Source organism: Aquabacter spiritensis (assembly GCF_004346185.1).
In the GTDB taxonomy this organism is placed as follows: Bacteria; Pseudomonadota; Alphaproteobacteria; order Rhizobiales; family Xanthobacteraceae; genus Aquabacter; species Aquabacter spiritensis.
This window is the reverse complement of record NZ_SMAI01000009.1, coordinates 105,686-131,458: the sequence shown is the minus strand read 5'-3', so window position 1 is coordinate 131,458 and position 25,773 is coordinate 105,686. Positions and strand designations below refer to the sequence as shown.

21 protein-coding genes are annotated in these 25,773 nt (G+C 66.2%); 12 read left to right on the top strand and 9 right to left on the bottom strand.

The features are described 5' to 3' along the window. The first annotated feature begins 262 nt into the window (after positions 1 to 262). The 10 genes from dusB to hflX all read left to right on the top strand — a co-directional run bounded on the left by dusB (position 263) and on the right by hflX (position 13,482). Positions 263 to 1,258 (top strand): tRNA dihydrouridine synthase DusB, encoded by a 996-nt coding sequence (gene dusB / locus EDC64_RS14720; protein ID WP_274594954.1) that lies wholly within the window; start codon positions 263 to 265, stop codon positions 1,256 to 1,258. Next, positions 1,255 to 2,382: a two-component system sensor histidine kinase NtrB gene (locus EDC64_RS14715; RefSeq protein WP_132032648.1), complete on the top strand. Its 1,128-nt coding sequence runs from the start codon at positions 1,255 to 1,257 to the stop codon at positions 2,380 to 2,382. The genes dusB and EDC64_RS14715 overlap by 4 nt, the downstream gene beginning before the upstream one ends. Positions 2,383 to 2,389: 7 nt before the next feature. Then, positions 2,390 to 3,832, top strand: coding sequence for a nitrogen regulation protein NR(I) (gene ntrC, locus EDC64_RS14710; RefSeq protein ID WP_132032646.1), 1,443 nt, complete (start codon positions 2,390 to 2,392; stop codon positions 3,830 to 3,832). 363 nt (positions 3,833 to 4,195) lie between these two features. Then, entirely contained in the window at positions 4,196 to 6,433 is a 2,238-nt protein-coding gene (locus tag EDC64_RS14705) for a sensor histidine kinase NtrY-like (RefSeq protein WP_132032644.1), read from the top strand. 3 nt (positions 6,434 to 6,436) lie between these two features. Further along, positions 6,437 to 7,798, top strand: coding sequence for a nitrogen assimilation response regulator NtrX (ntrX, locus tag EDC64_RS14700; protein ID WP_132032642.1), 1,362 nt, complete (start codon positions 6,437 to 6,439; stop codon positions 7,796 to 7,798). Positions 7,799 to 8,006: 208 nt separating this feature from the next. Then, a complete protein-coding gene (gene trkA / locus EDC64_RS14695; RefSeq protein WP_132032640.1) occupies positions 8,007 to 9,383 on the top strand; it encodes a Trk system potassium transporter TrkA in 1,377 nt (458 codons plus the stop codon). Positions 9,384 to 9,397: 14 nt separating this feature from the next. Continuing rightward, entirely contained in the window at positions 9,398 to 10,816 is a 1,419-nt protein-coding gene (locus EDC64_RS14690) for a TrkH family potassium uptake protein (RefSeq protein WP_132032638.1), read from the top strand. Between the two features lie 10 nt (positions 10,817 to 10,826). After that, positions 10,827 to 11,687 (top strand): D-amino-acid transaminase, encoded by an 861-nt coding sequence (locus EDC64_RS14685; protein WP_132032636.1) that lies wholly within the window; start codon positions 10,827 to 10,829, stop codon positions 11,685 to 11,687. A gap of 142 nt (positions 11,688 to 11,829) precedes the next feature. Further along, positions 11,830 to 12,087 carry an RNA chaperone Hfq gene (gene hfq, locus EDC64_RS14680; protein ID WP_132032634.1) on the top strand — a complete coding sequence of 86 codons (258 nt, stop codon included), beginning with the start codon at positions 11,830 to 11,832 and terminating at the stop codon, positions 12,085 to 12,087. Positions 12,088 to 12,093: 6 nt separating this feature from the next. Further along, complete coding sequence (hflX, locus tag EDC64_RS14675; protein WP_132032632.1) at positions 12,094 to 13,482, top strand: GTPase HflX; 1,389 nt, start codon at positions 12,094 to 12,096, stop codon at positions 13,480 to 13,482. Between the two features lie 106 nt (positions 13,483 to 13,588). Here hflX and lpdA read toward each other — a convergent pair whose 3' ends face one another. The 7 genes from lpdA to EDC64_RS14640 all read right to left on the bottom strand — a co-directional run bounded on the left by lpdA (position 13,589) and on the right by EDC64_RS14640 (position 20,167). After that, a complete protein-coding gene (gene lpdA, locus EDC64_RS14670) occupies positions 13,589 to 15,004 on the bottom strand; it encodes a dihydrolipoyl dehydrogenase (RefSeq protein ID WP_132032630.1) in 1,416 nt (471 codons plus the stop codon). 138 nt (positions 15,005 to 15,142) lie between these two features. Next, positions 15,143 to 15,379 (bottom strand): HP1242/YdcH family protein, encoded by a 237-nt coding sequence (locus EDC64_RS14665; protein ID WP_132032628.1) that lies wholly within the window; start codon positions 15,377 to 15,379, stop codon positions 15,143 to 15,145. Positions 15,380 to 15,489: 110 nt separating this feature from the next. Next, positions 15,490 to 16,881: a pyruvate dehydrogenase complex dihydrolipoamide acetyltransferase gene (locus tag EDC64_RS14660; protein ID WP_132032626.1), complete on the bottom strand. Its 1,392-nt coding sequence runs from the start codon at positions 16,879 to 16,881 to the stop codon at positions 15,490 to 15,492. Positions 16,882 to 16,894: 13 nt separating this feature from the next. After that, the gene (locus EDC64_RS14655) at positions 16,895 to 18,304 is read right to left on the bottom strand and encodes a pyruvate dehydrogenase complex E1 component subunit beta (protein WP_132032624.1); all 1,410 of its coding nucleotides are present in this window, start codon (positions 18,302 to 18,304) and stop codon (positions 16,895 to 16,897) included. Between the two features lie 5 nt (positions 18,305 to 18,309). Beyond that, a complete protein-coding gene (locus EDC64_RS14650) occupies positions 18,310 to 18,639 on the bottom strand; it encodes a hypothetical protein (protein WP_132032622.1) in 330 nt (109 codons plus the stop codon). Positions 18,640 to 18,667: 28 nt separating this feature from the next. Further along, on the bottom strand, positions 18,668 to 19,687 hold the full coding sequence (gene pdhA / locus EDC64_RS14645) for a pyruvate dehydrogenase (acetyl-transferring) E1 component subunit alpha (protein WP_132032620.1): 1,020 nt from the start codon (positions 19,685 to 19,687) through the stop codon (positions 18,668 to 18,670). Positions 19,688 to 19,849: 162 nt separating this feature from the next. Beyond that, complete coding sequence (locus EDC64_RS14640; protein ID WP_132032618.1) at positions 19,850 to 20,167, bottom strand: FtsB family cell division protein; 318 nt, start codon at positions 20,165 to 20,167, stop codon at positions 19,850 to 19,852. Between the two features lie 144 nt (positions 20,168 to 20,311). On the opposite strand from EDC64_RS14640, the gene EDC64_RS14635 reads away from it, so the two are divergent. After that, positions 20,312 to 20,893: a flavodoxin family protein gene (locus tag EDC64_RS14635; RefSeq protein ID WP_132032616.1), complete on the top strand. Its 582-nt coding sequence runs from the start codon at positions 20,312 to 20,314 to the stop codon at positions 20,891 to 20,893. 51 nt (positions 20,894 to 20,944) lie between these two features. Here the strand turns inward: EDC64_RS14635 and EDC64_RS14630 are convergent, their stop codons facing one another. Both EDC64_RS14630 and EDC64_RS14625 read right to left on the bottom strand, forming a co-directional pair. Then, positions 20,945 to 22,117 carry a mandelate racemase/muconate lactonizing enzyme family protein gene (locus EDC64_RS14630; protein WP_132032614.1) on the bottom strand — a complete coding sequence of 391 codons (1,173 nt, stop codon included), beginning with the start codon at positions 22,115 to 22,117 and terminating at the stop codon, positions 20,945 to 20,947. Between the two features lie 14 nt (positions 22,118 to 22,131). After that, positions 22,132 to 23,787, bottom strand: a complete 1,656-nt coding sequence (locus tag EDC64_RS14625) for a GMC family oxidoreductase (protein ID WP_132032612.1) — start codon at positions 23,785 to 23,787, stop codon at positions 22,132 to 22,134. Between the two features lie 416 nt (positions 23,788 to 24,203). Here EDC64_RS14625 and EDC64_RS14620 point away from each other — a divergent pair, with 416 nt between their 5' ends. Continuing rightward, on the top strand, positions 24,204 to 25,697 hold the full coding sequence (locus EDC64_RS14620; RefSeq protein ID WP_132032610.1) for an aldehyde dehydrogenase: 1,494 nt from the start codon (positions 24,204 to 24,206) through the stop codon (positions 25,695 to 25,697). The last annotated feature ends 76 nt before the right edge of the window (positions 25,698 to 25,773 follow it).

Sequence of the window (25,773 nt, the reverse complement as noted above, 5' to 3'; positions counted from 1 at the left end):
TTAGGAGACGCTCCTCTTGAAGCCCGGCCGTGCGTGGGGGGCAAGCACCGAAAGCCGGGCATGGGTGTGGAAAACGTCGCGAATTCGATCTGAGGCTGGGCAATAAGGCATTGGCCGCATGAGCGAATATTTCCCGGGACGGGAGCGCGGCCACCAATCGTTCAACGTGCCCTTGCGCGGGCACCGCAAATGGCTAGAATGTAGGCAGACAGTGGATGGCCTAATTTCTGTGCAAGAACATTTCTTTCCTCTTCGCCCGGCGCTGCGCATCGGGAGCCATGTGCTTCCCAATCCAGTGCTGCTTGCCCCCATGGCAGGCATTACGGACACCCCCTTGCGCCGTATGGCGCTGCGCCATGGCGCGGGATTGGTCATTTCTGAAATGGTGGCAAGCGAAGCATTGCTCGACGGTCATGCCGAGACCGCATTGCGCGCAAGTCGGGTCGCGGGCGCGCTGCATGCGGTCCAGCTCGCCGGAAACGAACCGCATTGGATGGGGGAGGCAGCGCGCCTCGCCGTGGCCGAGGGTGCCGATATCGTCGATATCAATATGGGCTGCCCGGCCAAGCGCGTGACGACGGGGGCGGCGGGCGCCGCTCTGTTGCGCGATTTGCCGCTCGCAGCCCGCATCATCGCTGCGGTTCGGGGCGCGGTTTCGGTACCTGTGACGGTGAAGACCCGCCTGGGATGGGAGGCGGGGACGCCCGTCGCGCCCGATCTCGCGGCGATCGCGGAGGATGCGGGCGTGTCGCTCGTCACCGTGCACGGCCGCACCCGCTGCCAATTCTATACCGGGGCCGCGGACTGGGCGGCGGTGCGTGCGGTCACGCAGCGGGTCGGGATTCCGGTCGTCGTCAACGGTGATCTGAACCGGGCCGAGGATGCTCGCGCCATGCTGGCCGCGTCCGGTGCCGACGGCGTCATGATCGGTCGGGGTGCTCAGGGGCGGCCCTGGTTCCCCGGTCAGATCGCCCGTTTCATCGAGACGGGGCGGATGCCGGCCGATCCCGAACTGGCGGTTCAGCGGGACATTCTTCTGGAGATGTACGAGGGCTGGCTCGCCCTCTACGGCATTCCGCTCGGCCTGCGTCAAGCGCGCAAACATATCGGCTGGGCTCTCGAAGCGGCTGCCGGATCCACCCGGGCGGCGTGGGCGAAGGCATGGCGGACCCGCCTCCTCACCCTGGACGATCCGCGCCAGGTGGCGATGGGCATCCGCGATGCATATGACGAACTCGGCTGGAGGGCCGCGGCATGAAGGTCGACACCAAGCGCCGACCCGAGCCGGAGGCGAACTTCACGCGGGCGATCCTCGACGCCGTGCCGCATCCGGTTCTCACGCTTTCGGGCAAAGGCGAGATCGTCGACGCCAATGTCGCGGCCGAGGCCTTTTTCGAGGTCAGCCTCCCGGTTCTGCAACGCCGGCCGTTCGCTGAATTCGTGCCGTTCGGAACCCCGCTTCTCGGCCTGATCGATCAGGTGCGGGCGCGCGGCGCGCCTGTAAACGAATATCGTGTGGACATCGGCACGCCGCGCAATGGCGGCGAGCGGGTGGTCGACATCCATGTCGCGCCGGTGGCGGAGCGGGCGGGGCATGTTGTGGTGATGCTCCAGGAGCGCACCATCGCGGACAAGATGGACCGCCAGCTTACCCATCGTGGCGCCGCGCGTTCGGTTAGCGCGCTCGCCTCCATGCTGGCGCACGAGATCAAGAACCCGCTGTCTGGGATTCGCGGCGCGGCCCAACTGCTGGAACAATCCGCCGGGGACGAGGATCGCGCGCTCACCCGGCTGATCTGCGACGAAGCCGACCGGATCGTGAAGCTGGTCGACCGGATGGAAGTGTTCTCCGACGAGCGCCCCGTCGAACGCGCGCCGGTCAATATCCATGCCGTTCTGGAGCATGTCCGGACCCTGGCGAGCTCGGGCTTTGCCCGCCACGTTCGCTTCGTCGAGGACTATGACCCCTCTTTGCCGCCAGTGCTGGCCAATCGCGATCAGCTGATCCAGGTGTTTCTCAATCTGGTGAAGAACGCCGCCGAGGCGATCGACGGCGACGGCGACGGCGAGATCCAACTGACCACCGCGTTTCGCCCCGGGGTGCGGCTGACCGTGCCCGGCACGACGTCCCGCGTCAGCCTGCCGCTCGAATTTTGCGTCAAAGACAACGGCAAAGGGGTGCCGGACGATCTCTTGCCGCACCTGTTCGACCCATTCGTCACCACCAAGCCAACCGGCAGTGGCCTCGGGCTTGCATTGGTCGCGAAGATCATCGGGGACCATGGCGGCATCGTGGAATGTGACAGCCAACCCCGACGGACCACCTTCCGGGTGCTTCTGCCCATGTATCGCGGCAAGCGTGCCGCTCCCGAGGACAACTGAGGTCATTATGCCCAGCGGAAGTATCCTGGTCGCCGACGACGATGCCGCGATCCGTACGGTGCTCAACCAGGCCCTTTCGAGGGCCGGATACGAGGTGCGCTCGTGCGGCAATGCGGCGACCCTTTGGCGCTGGGTGAGCCAGGGCGATGGCGATCTCGTCATCACCGACGTGGTGATGCCCGACGAGAACGCCTTCGACCTCCTGCCGCGCATCAAGAAGGCGCGGCCGGACCTGCCGGTCATCGTCATGAGCGCGCAGAACACCTTCATGACCGCGATCCGCGCATCCGAACGCGGCGCCTACGAATATCTGCCGAAGCCGTTCGACTTGAAGGAGCTGATCTCGATCGTCGGCCGCGCGCTGGCCGAGCCGAAGAAATCCGACCTCCGGGTGATCGGAGGCGACGAGCAGGATAATATCCCCCTGATCGGTCGTTCGCCGGCCATGCAGGAAATCTATCGCCTGCTCGCCCGGCTGATGCAGACCGATCTGACCGTCATGATTGCGGGTGAGAGCGGCACCGGCAAGGAACTCGTGGCCCGCGCGCTCCACGATTATGGCAAGCGGCGCAACGGGCCGTTCGTCGCCATCAACATGGCGGCGATCCCCCGCGATCTGATCGAAAGCGAGCTGTTCGGGCACGAAAAGGGGTCGTTCACGGGCGCGACGACCCGCAATGCCGGCCGCTTCGAGCAGGCCGAGGGGGGAACCCTGTTCCTCGACGAAATCGGCGATATGCCGATGGAGGCGCAGACGCGTCTTTTGCGGGTGCTCCAGCAGGGCGAATACACCACTGTCGGCGGGCGCACGCCGATCAAGACCGACGTGCGGATCATCGCCGCCACCAACAAGGATCTGCGTACACTGATCCAGCAGGGCCTGTTCCGCGAGGATCTGTTTTTCCGCCTCAATGTCGTTCCCCTGCGACTGCCGCCGCTGCGGGAGCGCGCCGAGGATGTGCCGGACCTCGTGCGGCATTTCTTCCTCCAGGCCGAACGCGAGGGGTTGCCGGCCAAGCAGATCGACGTCGCTGCGCTCGACCGGCTGAAGCGCTATCGCTGGCCGGGAAACGTGCGCGAGCTGGAGAATCTGGTCCGCCGCCTCGCCGCGCTCTACCCGCAGGAAATCATCACGCCCGGCATCATCGAGGCCGAACTGTCGGAGCCGCTGCCCAACGCGCTCTCGGAAGAGGGACCTGCCGACGCCACGCTCGGAGCCTCGGTCGAGCGGCACCTGAATATCTATTTCGGCGGGTTCGGCGAGGATCTGCCTCCTCCCGGCCTCTATCACCGCATCCTGCGTGACGTGGAATATCCGCTGTTGTCGGCTGCTCTCGCGGCGACGCGCGGCAACCAGATCAAGGCGGCCGAACTGCTCGGCCTCAACCGGAACACGCTGCGCAAGAAAATTCGCGACCTCGACATCCAGGTCATCCGCACAAGCCGTTGACCGGCAGCGCCTGAGGGGATCAGTTCCGCCTGCGGCGCTCACATGCCGTGGTCGACGCCGCGGGCGCGTATGCGCGCCCCAAAGCCCTGTCGCGCGACACGGCCAAAAATTTTACGACACGTCGCAAAGGTCGTGCGATCTCGGGAGGACACGCGCGATCTGGCCGCAAAACCGCTCAGAATCCTGATCGCGCCGAGGTGTCCGGACATGCGGACCCAGTTTGAGCCGCTTCCCAGGGTCTTTCTCACCGTCAATTTCCAGTGTCCGCGCAGGGAGGTGGGTGCGCGTGTCACATTTTTGCACCAGTGTCGTTCCACTGCATCATATGACGGCGCGAGTCGCCGCGGGTCCAGGTGCGCGAGAATGAACGTGACGAGTGTCGAGCGTACCGAAGGCGGCACCGCCGAGGGGGGAGGACGGCTGAGCCGCTTCCGCCTTGGATGGTTCGCGCCGGCGATGGTGGTCCTGGCGCTGGTTTCCGCCCTGACGACCTTCCTCATCCTGATGGGTCTGACGCCGGTCGTTCCGACCCACGAGGTGGTGATCGGGCTCCTGGCCGGCAATGCCTTCGCCGTCATCGTGCTCTCGGCCATGGTGGGGCGGGAGATCTGGCGTATCGCCCGGGCGCGGGCGCGTGGCCGGGCAGCGGCCCGGCTCCACGTCCGTATCGTCGGCCTGTTCGCGGTAGTTGCGGTGGTCCCTGCGATCTTGGTCGCGGTGGTGGCCAGCTTGACGCTCGATCGCGGCTTGGACCGTTGGTTCTCGCTGCGCACCCGCGAGATCGTCGCGAGCGCGGTTCAGGTGGCGCAGACCTATGTGCGCGAGCATGCCCTGAACATCCGCGGCGACGTGCTGGCCATGAGCAGCGACCTTACGCGCCTGAAGCCGATGTACGACGGCGACCGCGCCCGATTCCAGCAGGTCCTCACGGCGCAGGCCGCGCTGCGCAACCTGCCCGGTTCGGCCATCATCCGCCATGATCTGTCGGTGGTGGAGCGGGCCCAAGTGAATGTCGGCCGGGAATTCCTGGTTCCGGCAAACATCGCGATCGACGACGCCACGCCGACCCAGCCGATCATCTATCTTCCGAACGATGCCGACTTCGTCGGTGCGCTCGTGAAGCTGAAGGATTTCGACGATTATTATCTCTATGTGGCGCGGGCCATAGATCCGCGCGTCATCGGCTATCTCAAGACCACGCGAGAGACGCTTGCCGACTATCAGAGCCTGGAGGAGCGCCGGTTCGGCGTCCAGGTGGCGTTCGCCCTGATGTATATGGTGATCTCGCTCATCGTCCTGCTGTCTGCTGTGTGGCTCGGCATCAATTTCTCGAAATGGCTGGTCGCGCCCATCCGCCGCCTGATTTCGGCGGCCAACCATGTGGCCGCCGGCAATCTCGACGTCCAAGTGCCGATCTACCGGTCCGAGGGCGACCTCGCCGCCCTCGGCGAGACCTTCAACAAGATGACCGCAGAGTTGCGCGCGCAGCATGACGATCTGGTGCGGGCGAACGACCAGATCGATGCCCGCCGCCGCTTCACCGAAGCGGTGCTGTCGGGGGTCGGCGCAGGGGTCATCGGCTTGGATCCCGAGGCACGCGTGACGATCGTGAACCGATCCGCGGAGCGCCTGCTGGGACTGAAAGAGAGCGATTCCCTGGGGCACTCGCTCCAGGCTGTGGTGCCCGAACTGGCGGATCTCCTGACCGAAGCGGAGGGGTCTCGCCAACGCTCGGTTCAATCCAACGTCACGCTGGTACGCGAAGGGCGTGAGCGCGTCTTCGCGGTGCGGGTGACGACCGAACAGGCGGGAGATGCCGACCATGGGTGGGTGGTGACGCTCGACGACATCACCGCCCTGATTGCCGCCCAACGCACCTCCGCCTGGGCCGACGTGGCCCGCCGCATCGCCCATGAAATCAAGAACCCGCTGACCCCGATCCAGCTCTCGGCCGAGCGCCTGAAGCGCAAATACGGCAAGCACATTACCCAGGACCGCGACGTGTTCGACCAGTGTACCGACACGATCATCCGCCAGGTCGGCGATATCGGCCGCATGGTCGACGAGTTCTCATCCTTCGCGCGGATGCCCAAGCCGGTCGTGGACAGCCAGGATCTCGCCGAAACGCTGCGGCAAAGCGTCTTCCTGATGCGCGTCGGCCATCCTGAGGTCACGTTCGAGGTGGAAATGCCGTCCTCCCTCCCGGCGCGGTTCGACCGCCGGCTGATTTCCCAGGCCTTGACCAACATCCTTAAGAATGCCGCCGAGGCCATCGAGGCCGTTCCGGCGGAGCAGCGCGGCCAGGGGCTGATCCGCATCCGTGCGGATCGCTCCAAAGACGACTTGGTGGTGGACGTGATCGACAATGGACCTGGTCTGCCCCAGGAGAACCGCAACCGGCTGCTGGAGCCTTATGTGACGACCCGTGAAAAGGGGACGGGCCTGGGGCTCGCGATCGTCGGAAAGATCATGGAAGAGCACGGCGGGGGCATCGAGCTTTATGATTCGCCGAACGGGCGCGGCGCCTGGATCCGGCTGCGGCTCCGCGCCGACGGCCCGGCGTCCGCGCCGGCCCCCGCCACCCAGGCCCAGGGAGCCTGATGCATGGCCTATGACATTCTGATCGTCGACGACGAGGCCGACATCCGCGATCTGGTCGCGGGCATCCTGGAGGACGAGGGCTTTTCGGCCCGGACCGCACGCGATGCCGACACCGCGCTCGCCGCGATCGCTACGCGCCGTCCAAACTTGATCTTCCTCGACATCTGGTTGCAAGGCAGCCGCATGGACGGGCTGGAACTGCTCGATGTGATCAAGGCCGAGCATCCCGACGTGCCGGTGGTGATGATTTCCGGCCACGGAAATATCGAGACCGCTGTCGCGGCGATCAAGCGCGGCGCCTACGACTTCGTCGAAAAGCCGTTCAATGCCGACCGGCTGATCCTGATTACCCAACGCGCCCTGGAGACCCTGCGCCTGCGGCGCGAGGTGCGCGAGTTGAAACAACTCACCCCGCACAAGCTTGTCGGGCGCTCCAGCGCAATCCAGCAATTGCGCGCGACCATCGAGCGCGTCGGCCCCACGAATTCGCGCATCCTGATCGTCGGTCCATCGGGCTCAGGCAAGGAACTGGCGGCGCGCATGATCCATGCCGCTTCGGTTCGCGCCCCCGGACCTTTCATCGTCATCAATGCTGCGGCGATCACGCCCGAACGCTTGGAATTCGAGCTGTTCGGCGTGGAGCCGGGCGAGGGGCGCGAGCCGCGGCGCGGCGCCCTCGAAGAGGCCCATGGCGGGACCCTGTTCCTCGACGAAATCGCCGACATGCCGCGCGAGACCCAGAACCGGGTGCTGCGTGTGCTGGTGGAACAGACCTTCACCCGGATAGGCGGGACCGAGAAGGTGAGCGTCGACGTGCGCATCATCTCGTCCACAGGGCGCCATATGGAGGAGGAGATCGCCAAGGGCCGGTTCCGCGAAGACCTCTATCACCGCCTCTCGGTGGTGCCGATCCGCGTACCGCCTCTGGCCGACCGGCGCGAGGACATTCCCGAACTCGTCGACTTCTTCATCGACTTGATCTCGCAGACGACCGGGCTACCGCGCCGCCGCATCGCCGACGACGCGATGGCGGTGCTGCAGTCGCACGATTGGCCGGGCAATGTCCGCCAGCTCCGCAACAATGTGGAGCGCGTGCTGATCCTCGCCGGCGGCGATCCCGAAGCGGTCGTCACCGCCTCGATGCTGCCTCCCGACGTCGGGGCTCTGGTGCCGAACCTGCCCAACGGCAATGGCGGCGAGCATCTCATGGGCCTGCCCCTACGGGAGGCGCGCGAAGTATTCGAGCGGGAATATCTCGCCGCGCAGATCAACCGCTTCGGCGGCAACATCTCGCGGACCGCCGAATTCGTCGGCATGGAGCGCTCAGCCTTGCATCGCAAGCTGAAAGCGCTCGGCGTCGGGTGAGCGTCGCACGCGACGCGTTTGCGCCCATTGGGATCGGAGATCGCCTGCAAGATCGCCTGCAAGACCGCTTGCAAGTTCGCTGGCTTCCGCTCATTGCGTGCCGCGCGCCGCCGTTCGGCCAGGCATATGAGTGTGCGGGAAAGCATGTCGCCGCCATAGGCGGCGGAACGACGACGGGTTAAGCTCGCAGAGTTCGGGGGATGGGCCGATGAAGGTTGTGATCTGCGGGGCAGGGCAGGTGGGGTTCGGCATCGCCGAGCGCCTTGCTGGCGAGCAGAACGACGTCTCCATCGTGGATGCCGATCCGCGCCGCGTCCAGGCTGCGACCGAGCAACTCGATGTGCGCGGCATCGTGGGCCACGGCTCGCACCCCGACGTGCTCGCCAAGGCCGGCGTCGAGCAGGCGGACATGCTGATCGCCGTCACTTTGGCGGACGAGGTCAACATGGTGGCCTGCCAGGTCGGGCACTCGCTGTTCAACGTCCCGACCAAGGTTGCCCGGATTCGCGCCCAGACCTATCTCCAGCCGGAATGGCGCGCCATGCTCTCGCGCGATCACATGCCGATCGACGTGGTGATTTCCCCGGAGGTCGAGGTCGGCGAGATGGTGCTGCGGCGCCTGTCGCTGCCCGGCGCCGTGGATACGGTGAATTTCGCCGACGGCGCGGTGGTGGTGGCAGGCGTGCTGTGCGGCGAGGAGTGCCCCGTCCTCGACACGCCGCTGCGCGAACTGACCCAATTGTTCCCGGATCTGCGCGCCACCATCGTCGCGGTGCTGCGCGAGGGAAAGCCGGTGGTGCTGAAGAGCACCGATGCGATCAAGGTCGGCGACATCGCCTATTTCGTCGCCGAGGCAGGACAGGTGAAGCGGACCCTGTCGATCTTCGGCCACGACGAAATCCCGGGCCAGCGCATCGTCATCGCCGGCGGCGGCAATATTGGCCTTTACGTCGCGCAGGAACTCGAGCGCCGCAATGCGGCCGCGAAAATCAAGGTGTTGGAAGCGGGGCGCGAGCGCGCCCAGGCGATCGCCGAGGTGCTCGACCGCGCCGTGGTGCTGCACGGCGACGCGCTCAACCGCGACATTCTCGACGAAGCCGGCGTGCCGGACGCCGACACCATGATCGCCGTCACCAATGACGACCGCATCAACATCCTCTCCTGCCTGCTTGCCAAGCAGATCGGCGCGCGGCGCATTCTCTCGCTGGTCAATGAGCAGGGATATGCCGCTTTTGCCCAGGGGCTCGGCATCGACGCGCATGTCAATCCGCGCCAGATCACGGTCTCTAAGATCCTCCAGCACGTCAGGCGCGGCCGCATCCACCGCGTGCATGCGCTGCTCGATGGCGCGGGGGAAGTGATCGAGGCCGAAGCGCTGGAGACCTCGCCGCTGGTGGGCAAGCCGCTGCGCGACGTCGACCTGCTCGACGGTCTGCGCGTCGGTGCGATCGTGCGCGGCGGGCAGGTGATTCTGCCGACCGGAGACACCGTGGTTCGGGCGCAGGATCGGGTGATCCTGTTCGCCCTCGCCGAGCGCATCAAGCGCGTGGAGCAACTGTTCCGCGTCAGCCTCGAATTCTTCTGAGCCGCCGGGGATCCATGGCGTCCATCGTCCGCCTTCTTTCCCTGGTTCTCGCCTGGACCGGCGTCGCCGCGCTCCTTCCCGCGCTGGTCTCGACCCGCTGGGAGGAGGGGCATGCGGCGATCTTCCTCGCCACCACGCTGGGGTGCATTTTTTTCGCCGGCGTCATGCGGTTTTCGAGCGCTGGGCTGGGCGGAAGAATCCGTCGCTTTCAGGTGTTCGGTGCGCTTGCAGCCCTCTGGGTCCTGGTGCCGCTGGCCGCCACTCCGGCGATCGCGGCTGCCGCCAAGCTCGATATTGGTCCCGCCTGGTTCGAAGCGGTCTCCGCCTTCACCACGACCGGCTTTACCGCAATCGAGACCGGGCCGCGCAGTTTGTTCGTGTGGTTTGCGCTGCTTCAGTGGAGCGGCGGCCTTCTGACCCTGATCTCGGGGCTCGCCGTGCTCGCGCCGTCCGGCATGGCCGGCCTTCCCGACCGCGCCATGCATCATCTCGACGAGCTCGATGCGGTCGATACCGAGGGCGTGCTGAAGGACGTTGTGCCGGTCTATGCGGCGGGGACCTTTCTCACTTTCGTCGCGCTTCTGTTCGCAGGCAACGCACCGTTCTCCAGCTTCTGCCTCGCCACCGCCGCCATTTCGGCCGGCGCGCATCTGCCGCCGGAGGCGAAGGTGGCTCTTGAGACCGGGGAGGCGACCCGCTGGGTGGTGCTGCCGGTCCTGCTCTGGGCGGCGACGAGCGTGCGCTGGCACAAGGCGCTGGTCAGCCGCCGCATCCATGCCGCCCCCGAACAGCGCGAGAGCCTCGTCCTGCTCGGCTATTTCGTCGGTCTTGGTCTCGTTCTCTCGGTCATTCTGTTCCGTCTGCCGAGCGATCTCTCCGTGCGCGAAGCGCTCGGGCAGGGTCTGTTCGCCGCCGCATCGCTGATCTCCACCTCGGGCATCGTGCCGGCGCCGGACACCTATGCCGGCCTGCCGGCCGGCCTGCTGATCCTGGTGGCACTGGTCGGCGGGGGCGCGCTGTCGGTCGCGGGCGGCCTGAAGATCCTCAGGGTCCGGGCGATGCTGGCGCGGGCGCAGGGCGATCTCATGCGCCTGATCTCGCCGCACATCGTGCTGCGGGCGCGCACCGGCGAAGGCGGGGTCGGCTCGGCCATGCGCGGGGTTTGGGTGGGCACGGTTGCGATGATGATGATGCTCGGCTTGACCATCGTTCTCATGGCGATGGGGGCGCCGAGTTTCGAGGCCGCGCTCACGGGTTCTGTCGCCGCGCTCACCAATACCGGCCCGCTCTACGACGCCTCCGGCGCCGGCTGGCCTGCGATCTCGGACCTGCCGCCGCTCTCCGCGCTCGGCGCGGTCGTCGCGATGATCGCCGGGCGGCTCGAAACGGTCGGGGCCTTCGTGCTCGTTCATCTCATCTTCTGGCGGACCTGAAGTCGGACCCATGTCGCGCATCGCTTATGTCAACGGTCGTTATGTTCCCCACCGCGACGCCTCGGTGCATGTCGAAGACCGCGGTTACCAGTTCGCCGACGGCGTCTATGAGGTGTGCGAAGTGCGCGCCGGGCGGTTGATCGATGCGCGCCTCCATCTCGACCGGCTCGACCGTTCCCTGCGCGAATTGCGCATCGCGCCCGCTATGTCGCGGGCGGCGCTGCTCACCGTGCTGCGCGAGACGGTCCGGCGGAACCGGGTGCGGGACGGGCTGGTCTATATGCAGGTGACGCGCGGCGCCGCGCGACGCGACCATGCCTTCCCGGCGGCCCAGACTGCGCCCGCTCTGGTCGTGACCGCGCGTGCCGCCGACCCGGCGCAGGGTGCGCGACTCGCGGAGAGCGGCATCGCCGTCATCACCGTTCCCGATACGCGCTGGGCGCGGGTCGACATCAAGAGCGTCAGCCTCCTGCCGAATGTGCTCGCGAAGCAACAGGCGAAGGAAGCCGGCGCGCGCGAGGCCTGGTTCGTCGACGCGGCCGGGAATGTGACCGAGGGCGCTTCGACCAATGCCTGGATCGTCACGTCCGCGGGCGCGCTCGTCACCCGGCCTGCCGACAGCGGGATCCTGCGCGGCATCACACGGACGGTCCTGATGGCGGTCGCGGCCTCGGAAGGCCTGCGGGTCGAGGAGCGCGCGTTCAGCCGGGCGGAGGCGCTGGAGGCCCGAGAAGCCTTCATCAGCTCCGCCTCGGGAATCGTCCTGCCGGTGGTCCGAATCGACGGCCAGGCCGTCGGCGACGGCAAGGTGGGACCGGTGGCGCGGCGCTTGCGCACACGCTTTCACGATTTCGCCGAAGCCGGCTCGTGACGCAGCGCAGCAAGCTATGCTGCGAAGCAAAATTTCCTTGCGCCTACCGCCGGCTGTGCCATCTTAGCAGGCCTAAATCCCGCCCGTCCGTCTGCGGTTGCAGCGGGGAGGGTGGGGCAACGCCGAAACAACGGATACCAAAATGGCGGCGGAACGCACACAAAACCTGCAGGACACGTTCCTGAACCATGTCCGCAAGAACAAGACTCCCCTCACCATCTTCCTCGTGAACGGGGTCAAGCTTCAGGGCGTGGTCACCTGGTTCGACAATTTTTGCGTCCTCTTGCGGCGCGACGGACATTCCCAGCTCGTCTACAAGCATGCGATCTCGACCATCATGCCGGGGCATCCCGTGCAGTTGTTCGACCCTGCGGACGAGGTCGTGGCGGAGAAGGCGTAGCGGCGCGTGGAGCGCAAGCCCGCCGAGCGCGCGGCACGGACTTCGCCCGGGAGCGGCCTCAAGGGGGTCGATCGCCGGGCGCCGCCCACCCGCTGCGCCGTTATCACCCCCAGCTTCACCAAACGTGCCGCCCGCGGCGCGGACGATCGACGTTCGCCCGAAGCCCGGCTCGAAGAAGCAGTCGGGCTCGCCCTCGCGATCGATCTGGAGGTCGTGCATCGCGGCCTCGTGCCGATCAGCGAAATCAAGCCGGGTACCTTTCTCGGGTCCGGCAAGGTTGAGGAGATCGCCGGAATCATCGCCGCCGAGGAGATCGGGCTCGTCTTCTTCGACGCGGCCCTCTCGCCGGTTCAGCAGCGCAATCTGGAAAAGGCCTGGTCCACCAAGGTCGTTGACCGGACCGCTTTGATCCTGGAAATCTTCGGCCGCCGCGCCCGCACCCGCGAGGGAACCCTCCAGGTCGAACTCGCCCATCTCACCTATCAGCGCTCTCGCCTGGTGCGCTCCTGGACCCATCTCGAGCGCCAGCGCGGCGGGTTCGGCTTCCTCGGCGGTCCGGGCGAGACCCAGATCGAGGCCGACCGCCGGCTGATCGGCGAGCGCATCCTGCGGATCGAGAAGGATCTGGAACAGGTCAAGCGCACCCGCGCCTTGCATCGCACCAGCCGCAAGCGGGTTCCCTATCCGGTGGTCGCCCTGGTGGGCTATACCAATGCCGGGAAGTCCACTTTGTTCAACCGCGTGACGCGGGCGGACGTGATGGCGCAGGACCTCCTGTTCGCGACCCTGGATCCGACGCTGCGCAGCCTCGATCTGCCCCACGGCACGCCGGTCATCCTGTCCGATACGGTGGGATTCATCTCGGAACTGCCGACCCAGCTCGTAGCGGCCTTCCGCGCCACCCTCGAAGAGGTGCTAGAAGCGGATCTGATCCTGCATGTGCGTGACATGTCCCATCCCGACACCGATGCCCAGGCGCAGGACGTGCGCGACGTTCTCGCCGAACTCGGCGTCGATACGGCGCCGGACGGACGGCTGCGGGAGGTCTGGAACAAGATCGACCGCCTGCCCGAGGACGAGCGCGAGCGGCTCGCCAATGCCGCCGCGCGGATCGAGCTGGCGGAGCGCCCGATCCTGCTCTCGGCGCTGACCGGGGAGGGCACCGCCGACCTTCTCTCGACCATCGAGCGGGCGGTCACGGCCGGCCGGGTGACGGTGCACGTGACGGTTCCGGTGGAGGATGGAGAGGGCCTTGGCTGGCTCTACCGCCAGGGCGAGGTTCTGGATCGGCGCAGCGACATCGATGGCGCGGTCCACGTCGCGCTCCGCATTCTTCCCGAGCGCACCGCGGCTGTGAAACGCCGCTTCGGTGCCGCCCGGGTGAAGCGGACTTAAGGCGTCCCGATCGGCTTCCGGTATGGGCCGATCGGGACATGCGCCTTCGTGCCGTCGATGAAAAAGCTTCCAGATTTGATCGAAGCGCGGTTCGAGCGGTCCGCCGCTATGTGTGGATGACCCGGCCGTAGGCGTCGAGCACGCTCTCGTGCATCATTTCCGACAGAGTCGGGTGCGGGAACACGGCGTGGATGAGATCCTCTTCCGTGGTCTCGAGATTCATCGCGATGACGAAGCCCTGGATGAGCTCGGTCACTTCGGCGCCGACCATGTGCGCGCCGAGCAATTCCCCGGTCGCTTTGTCGAAGATGGTTTTGACTAACCCGTCCGGCTCGCCCAGCGCGATCGCTTTGCCGTTGCCGACGAAGGGGAAACGGCCGACCTTGATCTCCCGCCCGAGCTCCTTGGCCCGTTTTTCGGTGAGCCCGACGGAGGCGATTTGCGGCGTGCAATAGGTGCAGCCGGGGATCTTGTTCTTGTCCATGGCGTGGGTGGGGAGCCCCTTGATGGTCTCGACGCAGATCACGCCCTCGTGCTCGGCCTTGTGCGCCAGCATCGGCGGACCCGCGACGTCGCCGATCGCCCAGATGCCCGGCACATTGGTGCGGCCGAGACCATCGGTGACGATGATGCCGCGCTCGATCTTCACCCCGAGCGCCTCGAGCCCCAACCCATCGACATTGCCGACCACGCCGACCGCTGAAATCATCCGGTCGACGGTGATGTCGTGCTTCGCGCCCTTTTCGTCCTCGATATGGGCGGTCACGCTGTCGGCATGCTTTGTAACGCCGGTCACCTTGGCGCCGGTCATGATCTTCATGCCCTGCTTTTCGAAGCGCTTGCGGGCATGGGCGGCGATCTCGGCATCCTCCACCGGCAGAATCTGCGGCAGAACCTCGACCACCGTCACCTCGGAGCCCATGGTGCGGAAGAAGGAGGCGAACTCGATGCCGATCGCACCCGATCCCATCACCAAAAGGGATTTCGGCATTTTCTCAGGCACCATCGCCTCGAAATAGGTCCAGATCAGCTTCTTGTCGGGCTCCAGACCCGGCAGAGCGCGCGGTCGGGCGCCGGTCGCGACGATGATGTTCTTCGCCGAATAGTCGCCGGCGCCGAGCGCGCCTTTGGGCGGGTTCTCCGCGGCCGTGACCGACAGTTTCCCAGGCGCCATGATCTTGGCGGTGCCCCAGATCACGTCGATCTTGTTCTTCTTCATCAGGAAGCCGACGCCGGTATTGAGCTGCTGCGACACGCCACGCGAGCGCTTCACCACGGCGGCGGCGTCGAAGGAGATGTTGTCGGCGGAGAGCCCGTAATCCTTGGCGTGCTGCATGTAGTGATAGATTTCGGCGGAGCGCAGCAGGGCCTTGGTCGGGATGCAGCCCCAATTGAGGCAGATGCCGCCGAGATGGGACTTCTCGACCACCGCGGTCTTGAAGCCGAGCTGGGCGGCACGGATCGCAGCCACATAGCCGCCCGGCCCGCCGCCGATGATGATCACGTCATAGGTGTCGGCCATGGGTCGTCTCCGGTCGTCTCCTCCCCTTGCGTCCCGCGCGAAGGGGGTGGTTGGTTTCGGGCCGCCCCACCGAACACGCGCGCGCCGGGGAGGCCGAGGATGCCTCACCTCGGTGGCGTGGAGACCGCCGGGCCGGCTTCAGCGGGTCAGCAGCGCGTAGATCTCGTCCTTGAGGCGGACGCGCTCCTTGCGCCGGGCTTCGAGTTCCAGATCGTCCATGGGGGAGAGGTCGGTCTCCGCCTTATGGACGGTTTCGTTCACGGCGTCATATTCGGCGACCAGCCGGGCGAAATGCGCGTCGCTCTGCTTCAGATCGTGGATCCGGCCGGCGAGTTCGGGGAAGTCGGCGGCAAGCTGGTGTGGCGTGTGGCTCATGGTCTCGCTCGTTCCTTTATCGCGGGCGGCAAGTGTCGCCTGCGCTCCCAGCTAGACCGGGGAGGCGGCCGACGACTTGATCTGCCGCAGCCCGCCCGTTTCGGCCTCCGTCAGACCAGCATCGCGAACGGCTTCTCCACATAGTCCTTGAACGCGCCGAGAAGCTCGGCGCCGAGCGCCCCGTCCATCACCCGGTGGTCGCAGGTGAGGGTTGCGGTCATCTGCGTGGCGATCTTGATCTCGCCGCCCCGCACCACGGCCCGCTGCTCGGACGTGCCGATGGCGATGATGGAGGATTGCGGGGCGTTGATGATGGCGACGAAGTCGCGGATCCCCATCATGCCGAGATTGGAGATGGAGGTGGTGCCGCCGGTGTAATCCTCGGGCTTCAGCTTCTTGTTGCGGGCGCGGCCGGCAAGATCGCGCATCTCGGCGGAAATGGCGGAGATCGTCTTGGTCTCGGCCTTCTTGATCACCGGGGCGTAAAGACCGCCGTCGATCGCCACCGCGACGCCGACGTCGGAATGCTTCATGCGCAGGATCCGGTCCTCGGCCCAGACCGCATTCGCCGCCGGCACCTTCTGAAGCGCCAGCGCCATCGCCTTGATGATGAAGTCGTTCACCGAGACGCGGAAGACCGGCTTGCCGTCCTTGTCCTTCGGCGCGGTGGAATTGACCGTCTCGCGCAGCTTCATCAGCTCGTCGAGGTCGCAATCCACGGTGAGATAGAAAGTCGGCGTGACCTGCTCGCTCTCCACCAGGCGGCGCGCGATGGTCTTGCGCATGCCGTCGAGCTGCACCTCCTCATAGGTGCCGGGCTCGTAGAGCGCCTTGACCTGCTCTGCGCCTGGCGCGCTTGCGACCGCCGACTTCGGCGCGGGCGAAGCTGCAGGAGGCGAAGCAGGCGCCTTTTCCGCCGCGGCCGCCGGGGCGGGGGCGGGCTTGGACGCACCTGGCTGCGCGCCCTCGAGATCGCGGGCGACGATGCGGCCGTGCGGGCCCGAGCCGGACAAAGCCGACAGCTCGATCCCCTTCTCCTTGGCGATCCGGCGGGCGAGCGGCGAGGCGAAGATCCGTCCGGTTTGGCCGTTCGGCGCCGGGGCGGAGGCGGTCTCGCGCTGCAGCGCACCGGCATCTCCGGGCGCCGGCGTCTTGGGCGGCGTCGCATCCTCGGCCTTGGCCGCCGCCTGCTGAGGCGCCGGCGCGGCGGGGGCCGGCTTGGACCCGGAGGCGCCGGAAGCGGCCGTTGCCACGTCCTCGCCTTCGCCGGCGAGCACGGCGATGAGCTGGTTCACCGGCACGTCCTGGGTCCCCTCGGCGACCAGGATCTTGGCGAGGATCCCTTCGTCCACCGCCTCGACTTCCATGGTCGCCTTGTCGGTCTCGATCTCGGCGAGGACATCGCCGGACTTGACGCTGTCGCCTTCCTTCTTGAGCCACTTGGCGAGGTTGCCCTTCTCCATCGTCGGAGAGAGGGCCGGCATCAGGATCTCGATGGGCATGGGTCTCTCCCGCTCAGCGATAGGTCACTGCGCGCACGGCCTCGATCACGTCCGCGACCGAGGGCAAGGCAAGCTTTTCGAGGTTGGCGGCGTAGGGCATGGGCACGTCCTTCCCGCTCACGCGCAGGACCGGGGCGTCGAGATAGTCGAACGCCTCGGACATCAGCTTGGCGACGATCTCCGCGCCGACGCCCGACTGGGGCCAGCCCTCTTCGATGGTGACGCAGCGGCCGGTCTTCTTCACGCTCGCGACGATGGTCGGCACGTCCATGGGGCGGATGGTGCGCAGGTCGATCACCTCCGCCTCTATCCCCTGCTTGGCGAGTTCCTCGGCCGCCTTGAGGGCATAGGTCATGCCGATTGACCAAGCGACGAGCGTGACGTCCTTGCCGGGGCGGGCGATGCGTGCCTTGCCGATCGGCAGGACGTAATCATCCAGCTTCGGCACCTCGAAGGAATGGCCGTAAAGGATTTCGTTCTCGAGAAAGATCACCGGATTGGGATCGCGGATCGCCGCCTTGAGCAGGCCCTTGGCGTCCGAGGCGCTGTAGGGCGCGACCACCTTAAGGCCGGGAATGTGGCTGTACCAGGAGGAATAATCCTGGCTGTGCTGGGCCGCGACGCGGGCGGCCGCGCCGTTCGGGCCACGAAACACGATCGAGCAATGCACCTGACCACCGGACATATAGAGCGTCTTGGCGGCGGAATTGATGATCTGGTCGATCGCTTGCATGGCGAAGTTGAAGGTCATGAATTCGACGATCGGCTTCAGCCCCGCCATGGCGGCGCCGACGCCCAGACCCGCAAAACCGTGCTCGGTGATGGGGGTGTCGACGACGCGTTTGGCGCCGAACTCCTGGAGCAGGCCCTGGGTGATCTTGTAGGCCCCCTGATATTCGGCGACCTCTTCGCCCATCACGAACACGTCGCCGTCGCGGCGCATCTCTTCGGCCATCGCATCGCGCAGTGCCTCGCGGACCGTCATCGTCACCATCTCGGTGCCGGGCGGGACCTCGGGATCGGGCTGCGCCGAGACCTGAGGCGGGGCGGCGACGGCGGAAGGGACGGCTGCCTGCGGGGCCGGGGCGGCGTCGGCGACCGGGGAAGGCTGGGGCGCGGCAGGCGGCGCGCTCTCGGCGGCCTTCTGTTGCTGCGCCGGAGCGGCGGCGCTCGCATCCTCGCCTTCGCCGAGGATCACGGCGATCGGCGTGTTCACCGCGACGTCCTGCGAGCCTTCTGGCACCAGGATCTTGCCGAGCACGCCCTCGTCGACCGCCTCGACCTCCATGGTGGCCTTATCGGTCTCGATCTCGGCGATCACATCGCCGGATTTGACCGTGTCGCCTTCCTTCTTCACCCATTTTGTAAGGTTGCCCTTCTCCATCGTGGGGGAGAGCGCCGGCATGAGGATGTCGATGGGCATGGCTTTCAGCTCTGGCTCGGCGCCGCAACGACCGCCGAAGCGGCCTTGCCGGGGCGCACATAGGTGAGATTGGTGTAAGCGGAGGCCGCGGCGACCGCGACCATGACCGAGGCGATGAGGACGATCTGGGCCTTGCCGGCGCGCCGGCCATGGACATTCTTCGGATCGGCGCCGCTCCGCGCGGCGAACGGCCAGATGATGATCTGCGCACGCCGGGCGAGACTCACCGGACCGGCGGCCTCCTCCGCCAGCGTGCCCTCATAGACCGCGACGCCCCAGCTCCCGGCGATGCCGAGGATGGAGAGGAGGACGAAGCTCAAGGCCACCATCGCCATGGCGTGTTCCCGTGCGATCCGGGGCCGGTCAGCGCAAGATGTCGGTATAGAGCTCCGCGGCGTCGGGCTCGGGATCGTGGCTGGCAAAATCCGCCGCCTCGTTGACGATGTCGCGGATCTGCGCGTCGATCTTCTTCAATTCCTCTTCGGAGGCCAGTTGGCCGTCCAGGAGGCGGGTGCGCACCTGCTCGATCGGGTCGTGCTCGGTCCGCATCTTCTGGACCTCCTCCTTCGACCGGTATTTCGCCGGGTCCGACATGGAGTGGCCGCGATAGCGGTAGGTCTGCATTTCCAGGATATACGGACCGTTGCCCTCGCGGGCGAAGGCGAGCGCCCGCTCGCCCGCCGCCTTCACGGCGCGCACGTCCATGCCGTCGACCTGTTCGCCGGGAATGTTGAACGAGGCGCCGCGCTTGGAGAAGTCGGTCTGGGCCGAGGCGCGGGTGACCGCGGTGCCCATCGCATATTTGTTGTTCTCGATGACGTACACGACGGGCAGCTTCCACAGCTCCGCCATGTTGAAGCTCTCATAGACTTGGCCCTGATTCGCCGCGCCGTCGCCGAAATAGGTCACCGAAACCGCGCCGCTGTCGCGGTAATGGTTGGCGAAGGCGAGACCGGTGCCGAGCGAGACCTGCGCCCCGACGATGCCGTGGCCGCCGAAGAACTGCTTCTCGATGCTGAACATGTGCATCGAGCCGCCTTTGCCCTTGGAATAGCCGCCGCGCCGGCCGGTCAGCTCGGCCATGACGCCTTTCGCCTCCATCCCGGTGGCGAGCATGTGGCCGTGGTCGCGATAGCCGGTGATCACCTGGTCGCCGGGCTTCATCGCCAGTTGCATGCCGACAACGACGGCTTCCTGGCCGATATAGAGGTGGCAGAAGCCGCCGATCAGTCCCATGCCGTACATCTGGCCGGCCTTCTCTTCGAAGCGCCGGATCAGAAGCATCTCGCGATACGCTTCGAGCTCCTGCTCCTTGGTGAAGGCCGGTACCTCGCCGGGTTCCGCACGGGCGGCCGCCTTGGCGGCGGGTCGTTTGCTAGCCATCGTCGTCCCTCGGAAACGCTCGAACCGCGAAACCTGTAGCGCACCTCGACACCGGCTCAAAGCGCGATTTGCGCTCTGCTGCACTGCAAAACGTTGTAAACGCTTGAAAAGCAAGGAATGAACTTCAAATCAGTTCATCGAACCCATAAACCTGATGTCGGTTCATTGAGCCGGCTTGAGAAGAACCAGGTCCTTCGCGTGAACGAAATCGAGTTGCCGCCGCCCCTCTTCGTCGAGCAGGTCCGGATCGAGACGCCGGGCGTCGAGAAGCGACACTTTGTGTTCGATCGCGGTGCGGACCGCGCGCAGTTTCGCCAGTTCCGCTTCGAGTTCCGCCATCTCCTGGAGAAAGCTGCGTTTGGCGCGCAGCCCGTGGTCCCCGCTATAAGCATGGTGGGCAAAATAGCCGATGACGCCCGCGGCGACGGCATAGAGCGTCAGAGCACTGAGGATGGAGCGAAGGCGCGAACGGGTCTGCATAGCGCGACGATAGCGGCAAGCTCTTGCCGGCCGGTTAAGCCGGGACCGTCGTGCCTTTGCGGGAATGCACTGCAGGCTTGCAGAACCGCCGCTGGCCCGGGGCGCACGTGCATGCCACTACCCTCCTGGAAAAGGAGAGCCGCCATGACCAAGCCCGTCATCGCCATCGTCTATCATTCCGGTTACGGCCACACCAAGGTGCAGGCCGAGGCCGTCCTCTCGGGCGTCGCCGAAATCCCCGAGGTGGAAGGCACCTTGATCTCGGTGGACGAGGCGGACGCGGCCTGGGAGGTGCTCGACGGTGCCGCCGCGATCATCTTCGGCGCGCCCATCTATATGGGTTCGATCTCGGCCGGCTTCTGGGGCTTCGCCGAAAAGACCTCGAAGCGCTGGATGGAACTGAAGTGGAAGGACAAGATCGCGTCCGGCTTCGTCAATTCGGGTTCGCAGAACGGCGACAAGCTCCAGGGCCTGCACGCGCTCTACAACCTGTCGCAGCAGCACGGCATGGTGTGGGTCGGTCTCGGCCTGCATCCCGGGAACAACAATTCCGCCGGTTCGGTGAACGACCTCAACCGGCTCGGCGGCTTCGGCGGCGCCTTCGCCCAGTCGAACATCGACCAGGGGCCGGATATGGGGCCGCCCGAAGCCGACCGCCGCACGGCTGCTTATCTCGGCCGGCGGGTCGCCGAGGCCACGCTCCGCTGGGAACGCGGCAAGGCCTGACGATCGGCGGGGCGGGCGCCGGCCCAAGCGGCGCCCGAACCCGTGTCGGCTTCAGCGCGTGACGACGGTCTTCTGAAGGGTCATGCGGTCTAAGGCGGCCTCGTCCAGAGTGAGGCCGAGGCCGGGGCCGGTCGGGACGGCGACGGCGCCGTCGGCGATCACGAGCGGGGTGTCGGCCACCAGCGGGTCGCGCCCGAGCGGGCCGAGGCCGAACACGAATTCGGCGGCGCCGAAGGTCTGGCGCACCGGAATGGTCGCGCAGAAATGCGCCGCCGCGGCCGCCTCGAAATTCGACACCGTGGCGAGGCCGCCGCAATTGAGCAGGATGTTGGCGCCTTTCGCGACCGCGGCGATGCGGCGCGCCGCCGACAGGCCGCCGACTTTGTAGAGCTTGATACAGAAGACGTCGACCGCACGGTGCCGCACGAGGTCGACGGCGTCCTCCACCGTGAACAGGCTCTCGTCGGCCATCAAGGGAATGCCGGCCGCCGCGCGGCGGATCTCCGCCAGCCCATCCAGGTCGCGCCGTCCGATGGGCTGCTCGAGATAACCGACGTCGAACGGGCGCATGGCATTCAGAGCGGCGATCGTGTCCGGGACGCTCCAGCCGGTATTGGGGTCGACGCCGATCACGATGTCGGGGCCGAAGGCGTTGCGCACCGCCTCGAAATTCCGCACGTCCTGTTTCCAGCCACCTTTGCCGGCGGCCTTGATGCACAGCACCTTGATGCCGAATTCCTCGACCGCCCGCCGCGCCTCCGCGATCATCACGGCGACGTCGTCGGCGAGGCTCACCGACCATTCCAGCGGAATGACGCTTTGACTGCAGCCGCCGATCAGCTTGTGGACCGGCACGCCGAGCGCCTTGCCCATGGCGTCGTGCAGCGCGATGTCCAGCACCGCCCGCGCCGCCGGATTGGCGGCGAGGCGCAGATCGAACATTTCGGTGATCGCTTCGATGTCGAAGATCGAGCGGCCGATCAGGTTCGGCCCGAGGATCTCGGTGATCGCCGCGACCACCGAGTGGGTGGTGTCGGCGACGAAATGGCCCGGGCTGATGGGGCGGATCTGGGCGCAGCCGACCACGCCCTCCGCGAAGATCTTCACGAAGACCGGTTTGCCGAGCAATTGCTTCGGAGGGCCGGTATCGTAGCTGCCCGAGGAGAATACGCGCTTCAGGCGGATCGGCAGTTCGGTGACGAGGACTTCGATGCGTTCGATCATGACAAGCGGGGCTCTCACGCGGCCTTGCTCAAGGCGAGGACTTTCTGCCACGAGCGCAGAATGAGATCCGCGCCCTTCTCTCCGAGCGCGATGGTGGGCGCGTTCGTGTTCGAGGAGGGAATGGTGGGAAAGCAGGAGGAATCCACCACCCGCAGCCCGTCCACGCCCCGCACCCGGAGTTCGGGATCGACCACCGCTTCGGCATCGAGCCCCATCCGGCAACTGCCGACCACATGCCAGGTGGTCTGCGCCGTGGCGCGGATATAATCGATGATCTGCGCCTCGGTCCGAACCTCCGGCCCGGGGCGGGTTTCGCGCACGATCAGCCGCTTCAGCGAGGGGGCCTCGGCCAGCCGGCGCACGGCATGGATGCCGGCCATCAGCACGCGGGCGTCGTCCTCCACCGCCAGATAGTTCGGATCGATCTTAGGATGTACCGCGGGATCGCTCGATGCGGCATGAACATAGCCGCGCGAGCGGGGGCGCAGCGCCATGATGCCGATGGTGAAGCCGGAATAGGGGTCGAGCCCGTCTTTCGGCCGCCGGGCGTAGCGGTCCTTGCCGGAGAACGGCTGGAGCTGAAGCTTCAGATCCGGCTGGTTCTCTCTGGGATGGCTGCGCATCACGGTGTGGGCGGTGGCGGAGCAGATCGACAGCAGGCCCTTGCCGAACAGAATATAGCGGATGCCCTCGCGCAGCTTCGAGGTCGGGCGCTGCAGCACGTCGTTGATGGTGATCGGCCGGGCGCACTCGAAGGTCAGGCGCACGTTCGGATGGTCCGACATGTTTTCGCCGACGCCGGGCAGGGCATGAACCAATGGGATGCCGAGCGATCCGAGAAGATCGGGCTGTCCAACTCCGGAGAGTTCCAAAATCTTCGGTGACTGGATCGGTCCCGCCGAGAGGATCACCTCACGCCGCGCCGCGACGCGCATCATACGTCCCTCGCGCCGGCATTCCACGCCGCTCGCCCGCTTGCCTTCGAACAGGACGCGCGAGACCAGCGTATCGGTCCAGACGGTCAAATTCGGGCGATTGCGCGCCGGGCGGAGATAGCCGACCGAGGAGGAGCAGCGGAAACCGCGGCGGGTGGAATATTGCAGGTAGGACGCGCCCTCGTAATGGCCGTCATTGTAATCGTCGACCAGCTCGAACCCCGCCTCGCGATTGGCGTCGAGATAGGCGTCCGCCAGCTTGTCGAAGCGCTTCAACTGGGTGACGGAAATCGGCCCGTCTTTGCCGCGGGTGCGCGGATCGCCGTCGGCAAAGGTCTCCATCTTCTTGAAATAGGGCAGCATCTCGTCCCAGGACCAGCCGGGGCAGTTCCAGGAATCGAACTCGGCCGGGTCGCCGCGGACATAGACGTTGCCGTTGATCGAGGAGGAGCCGCCGAGCACCCTGCCGCGCGTCCAGAGCTGTTCGCGGCCATTCAGATGCACCTGCTTCTCGGTCATGAACGGCCAGGTGAAGCGCTCGTCCTTGAGGAGATTCACCACCATCAAGGGCACGTGAATATTGATCGAGCGGTCCTTGCCGCCGGCCTCGATCAAGAGCACCCGATGCGTGCCGTCGGCCGACAATCTGTTGGCGAGCACGCAGCCCGCCGACCCGGCCCCCACGATGACAAAATCGAATTCCGCATCCGGCGCATCCTGCCTTGGCGATCCCATCTCCCGGTGTCCTCGTTGGTGGCTGGCCGCCATCTGTTCGGTTCGAGCGGCATTGCCAGCATGATAAGCCTGTACGGCGACCAACATAGGGGGCGCCATTATCTCACGACAATCACGTTAGCGGCTCGAGTATGCGTAAATTGGATAGTCGGCGCCCCCGGCGTCAGTATGCGCCGTCGGCATCGCCCAAGGCGAAATCGGTATTTCTTTCATGCGCGCGCTGCTTCTAGCGTCGCGCCGATTGCCGCCGCGGGCGACCACGGCGGGCTCCAACATGCGTCACAGGAGAGCCAGATCCGATCAGGTCGAGCCGATCCGATCGGTGAACAGGCCTCCAACCAATCGACAGAGAACGTTTTTCGATCGGACTGCGATGCAATTCGATCGAACGTGTTCTAGGCGTCACGGAGGCAGGGATGAACGCGCCGGGAAATCTCAAGACTTACCAGCTCTATATCGATGGACGGTGGGTCACGCCGGAGGCGGGCGAGACCTTTCCGACCTACAATCCTTATAACCGGCAGCCCTGGGCGCTGATCGCGCAGGCGGGTCCGAGCGACGTCGCGGCGGCCGTGGCCGCCGCCCGGCGCTGCTTCGAGACCACCTGGCGCCATGTCAGCGGGCTGGAGCGCGGGCGCCTGCTGCTGCGCCTCGCGGAGCTTCTGGAAGAGAATGCGGAGCGCTTCGGACGTCTCGAGAGCACCGACAACGGCAAAGTGATCCGCGAGACCCGAAGCCAGATGCCGTTCTCGGCACGGATCTATCGTTTTTATGCCGGCTTCGCGGACAAGATTTTCGGTCAGGTCATCCCGCTCGATCAGAGGAACGTGTTCGATTATGCGAGCTACGAGCCGCTCGGCGTGGTCGGTCTGATCACGGCCTGGAATTCGCCCATGGCTTTGCTGGCGAACAAGCTGCCGGCGGCGCTCGCGGCGGGCAATTGTGTCGTGGTGAAACCCTCCGAGCACGCGTCCGTCACGACGCTGGAATTTGCCAGCCTGGTGGAGCAGGCCGGGTTTCCGCCCGGCGTGTTCAATGTGGTGACGGGCGACGGACGCACCGGGGCGGCGCTGGTGGAGGGCGGTGGGATCGACAAGATTTCGTTCACCGGCTCCGGCCATACCGGGCGGAAGATCGCCGCGGCGGCGGGCCGAAATCTGGTGCCGGTCATCATGGAACTGGGCGGAAAATCGCCGAACATGGTGTTTGCGGATGCCGATCTCGACAAAGCGGTTGTCGGTGCGCTCGCCGGGATCTTCGCCGCCACCGGCCAGACCTGCATCGCCGGCTCGCGGCTGCTGGTGCAGCGGCCGGTCTATCGGGAGATGGTCGAGCGTCTCGCCGCGCGTGCCGGCCAGATCCGGCTCGGCAATCCGCTCGACATGGCGACCGAAATGGGCACCGCCGCCAACCAGCCGCAGTTCGACATGATCCTCGGCTTCATCGCGGCGGCGAAAGCGGACGGTGCGTCGTTGGTCGCGGGCGGCGAGGCGGCGCGCGAGGGTGATCTCGCCGACGGCCTATTCGTGAAGCCGACCATCTTCGCCGATGTTCGAAACGACATGCGGATCGCACAGGAGGAGGTGTTCGGCCCGGTCCTCTCGATCATTCCGTTCGACGAGGAGGAGGAGGCGGTGGCGATCGGCAACGACACCCGCTACGGCCTCGCCTCCGGCATCTGGACCCGCGATCTCAACCGCGCTTTGCGCGTTTCGCGCGCCATCCGGTCCGGCATGGTCTGGGTGAACACCTATCGCGCCTCCGCCGCACAGACCCCGTTCGGCGGGGTGAAGGAGAGCGGCTACGGGCGCGAGCGCGGGGAGGCGGGCCTCTATGAATTCGTGCGCACGAAGAACGTGATGATCGACTTCTCCGACGAGGCCCGGGACCCGTTCGCCGTGCGGGTGTGAGGCAGAAAGGGAAAAACCGGTGAAACTTTGGCGCCGGCTCCGGGTTGAGCTTGAGCCGGAGCAGACGGGCGTGATC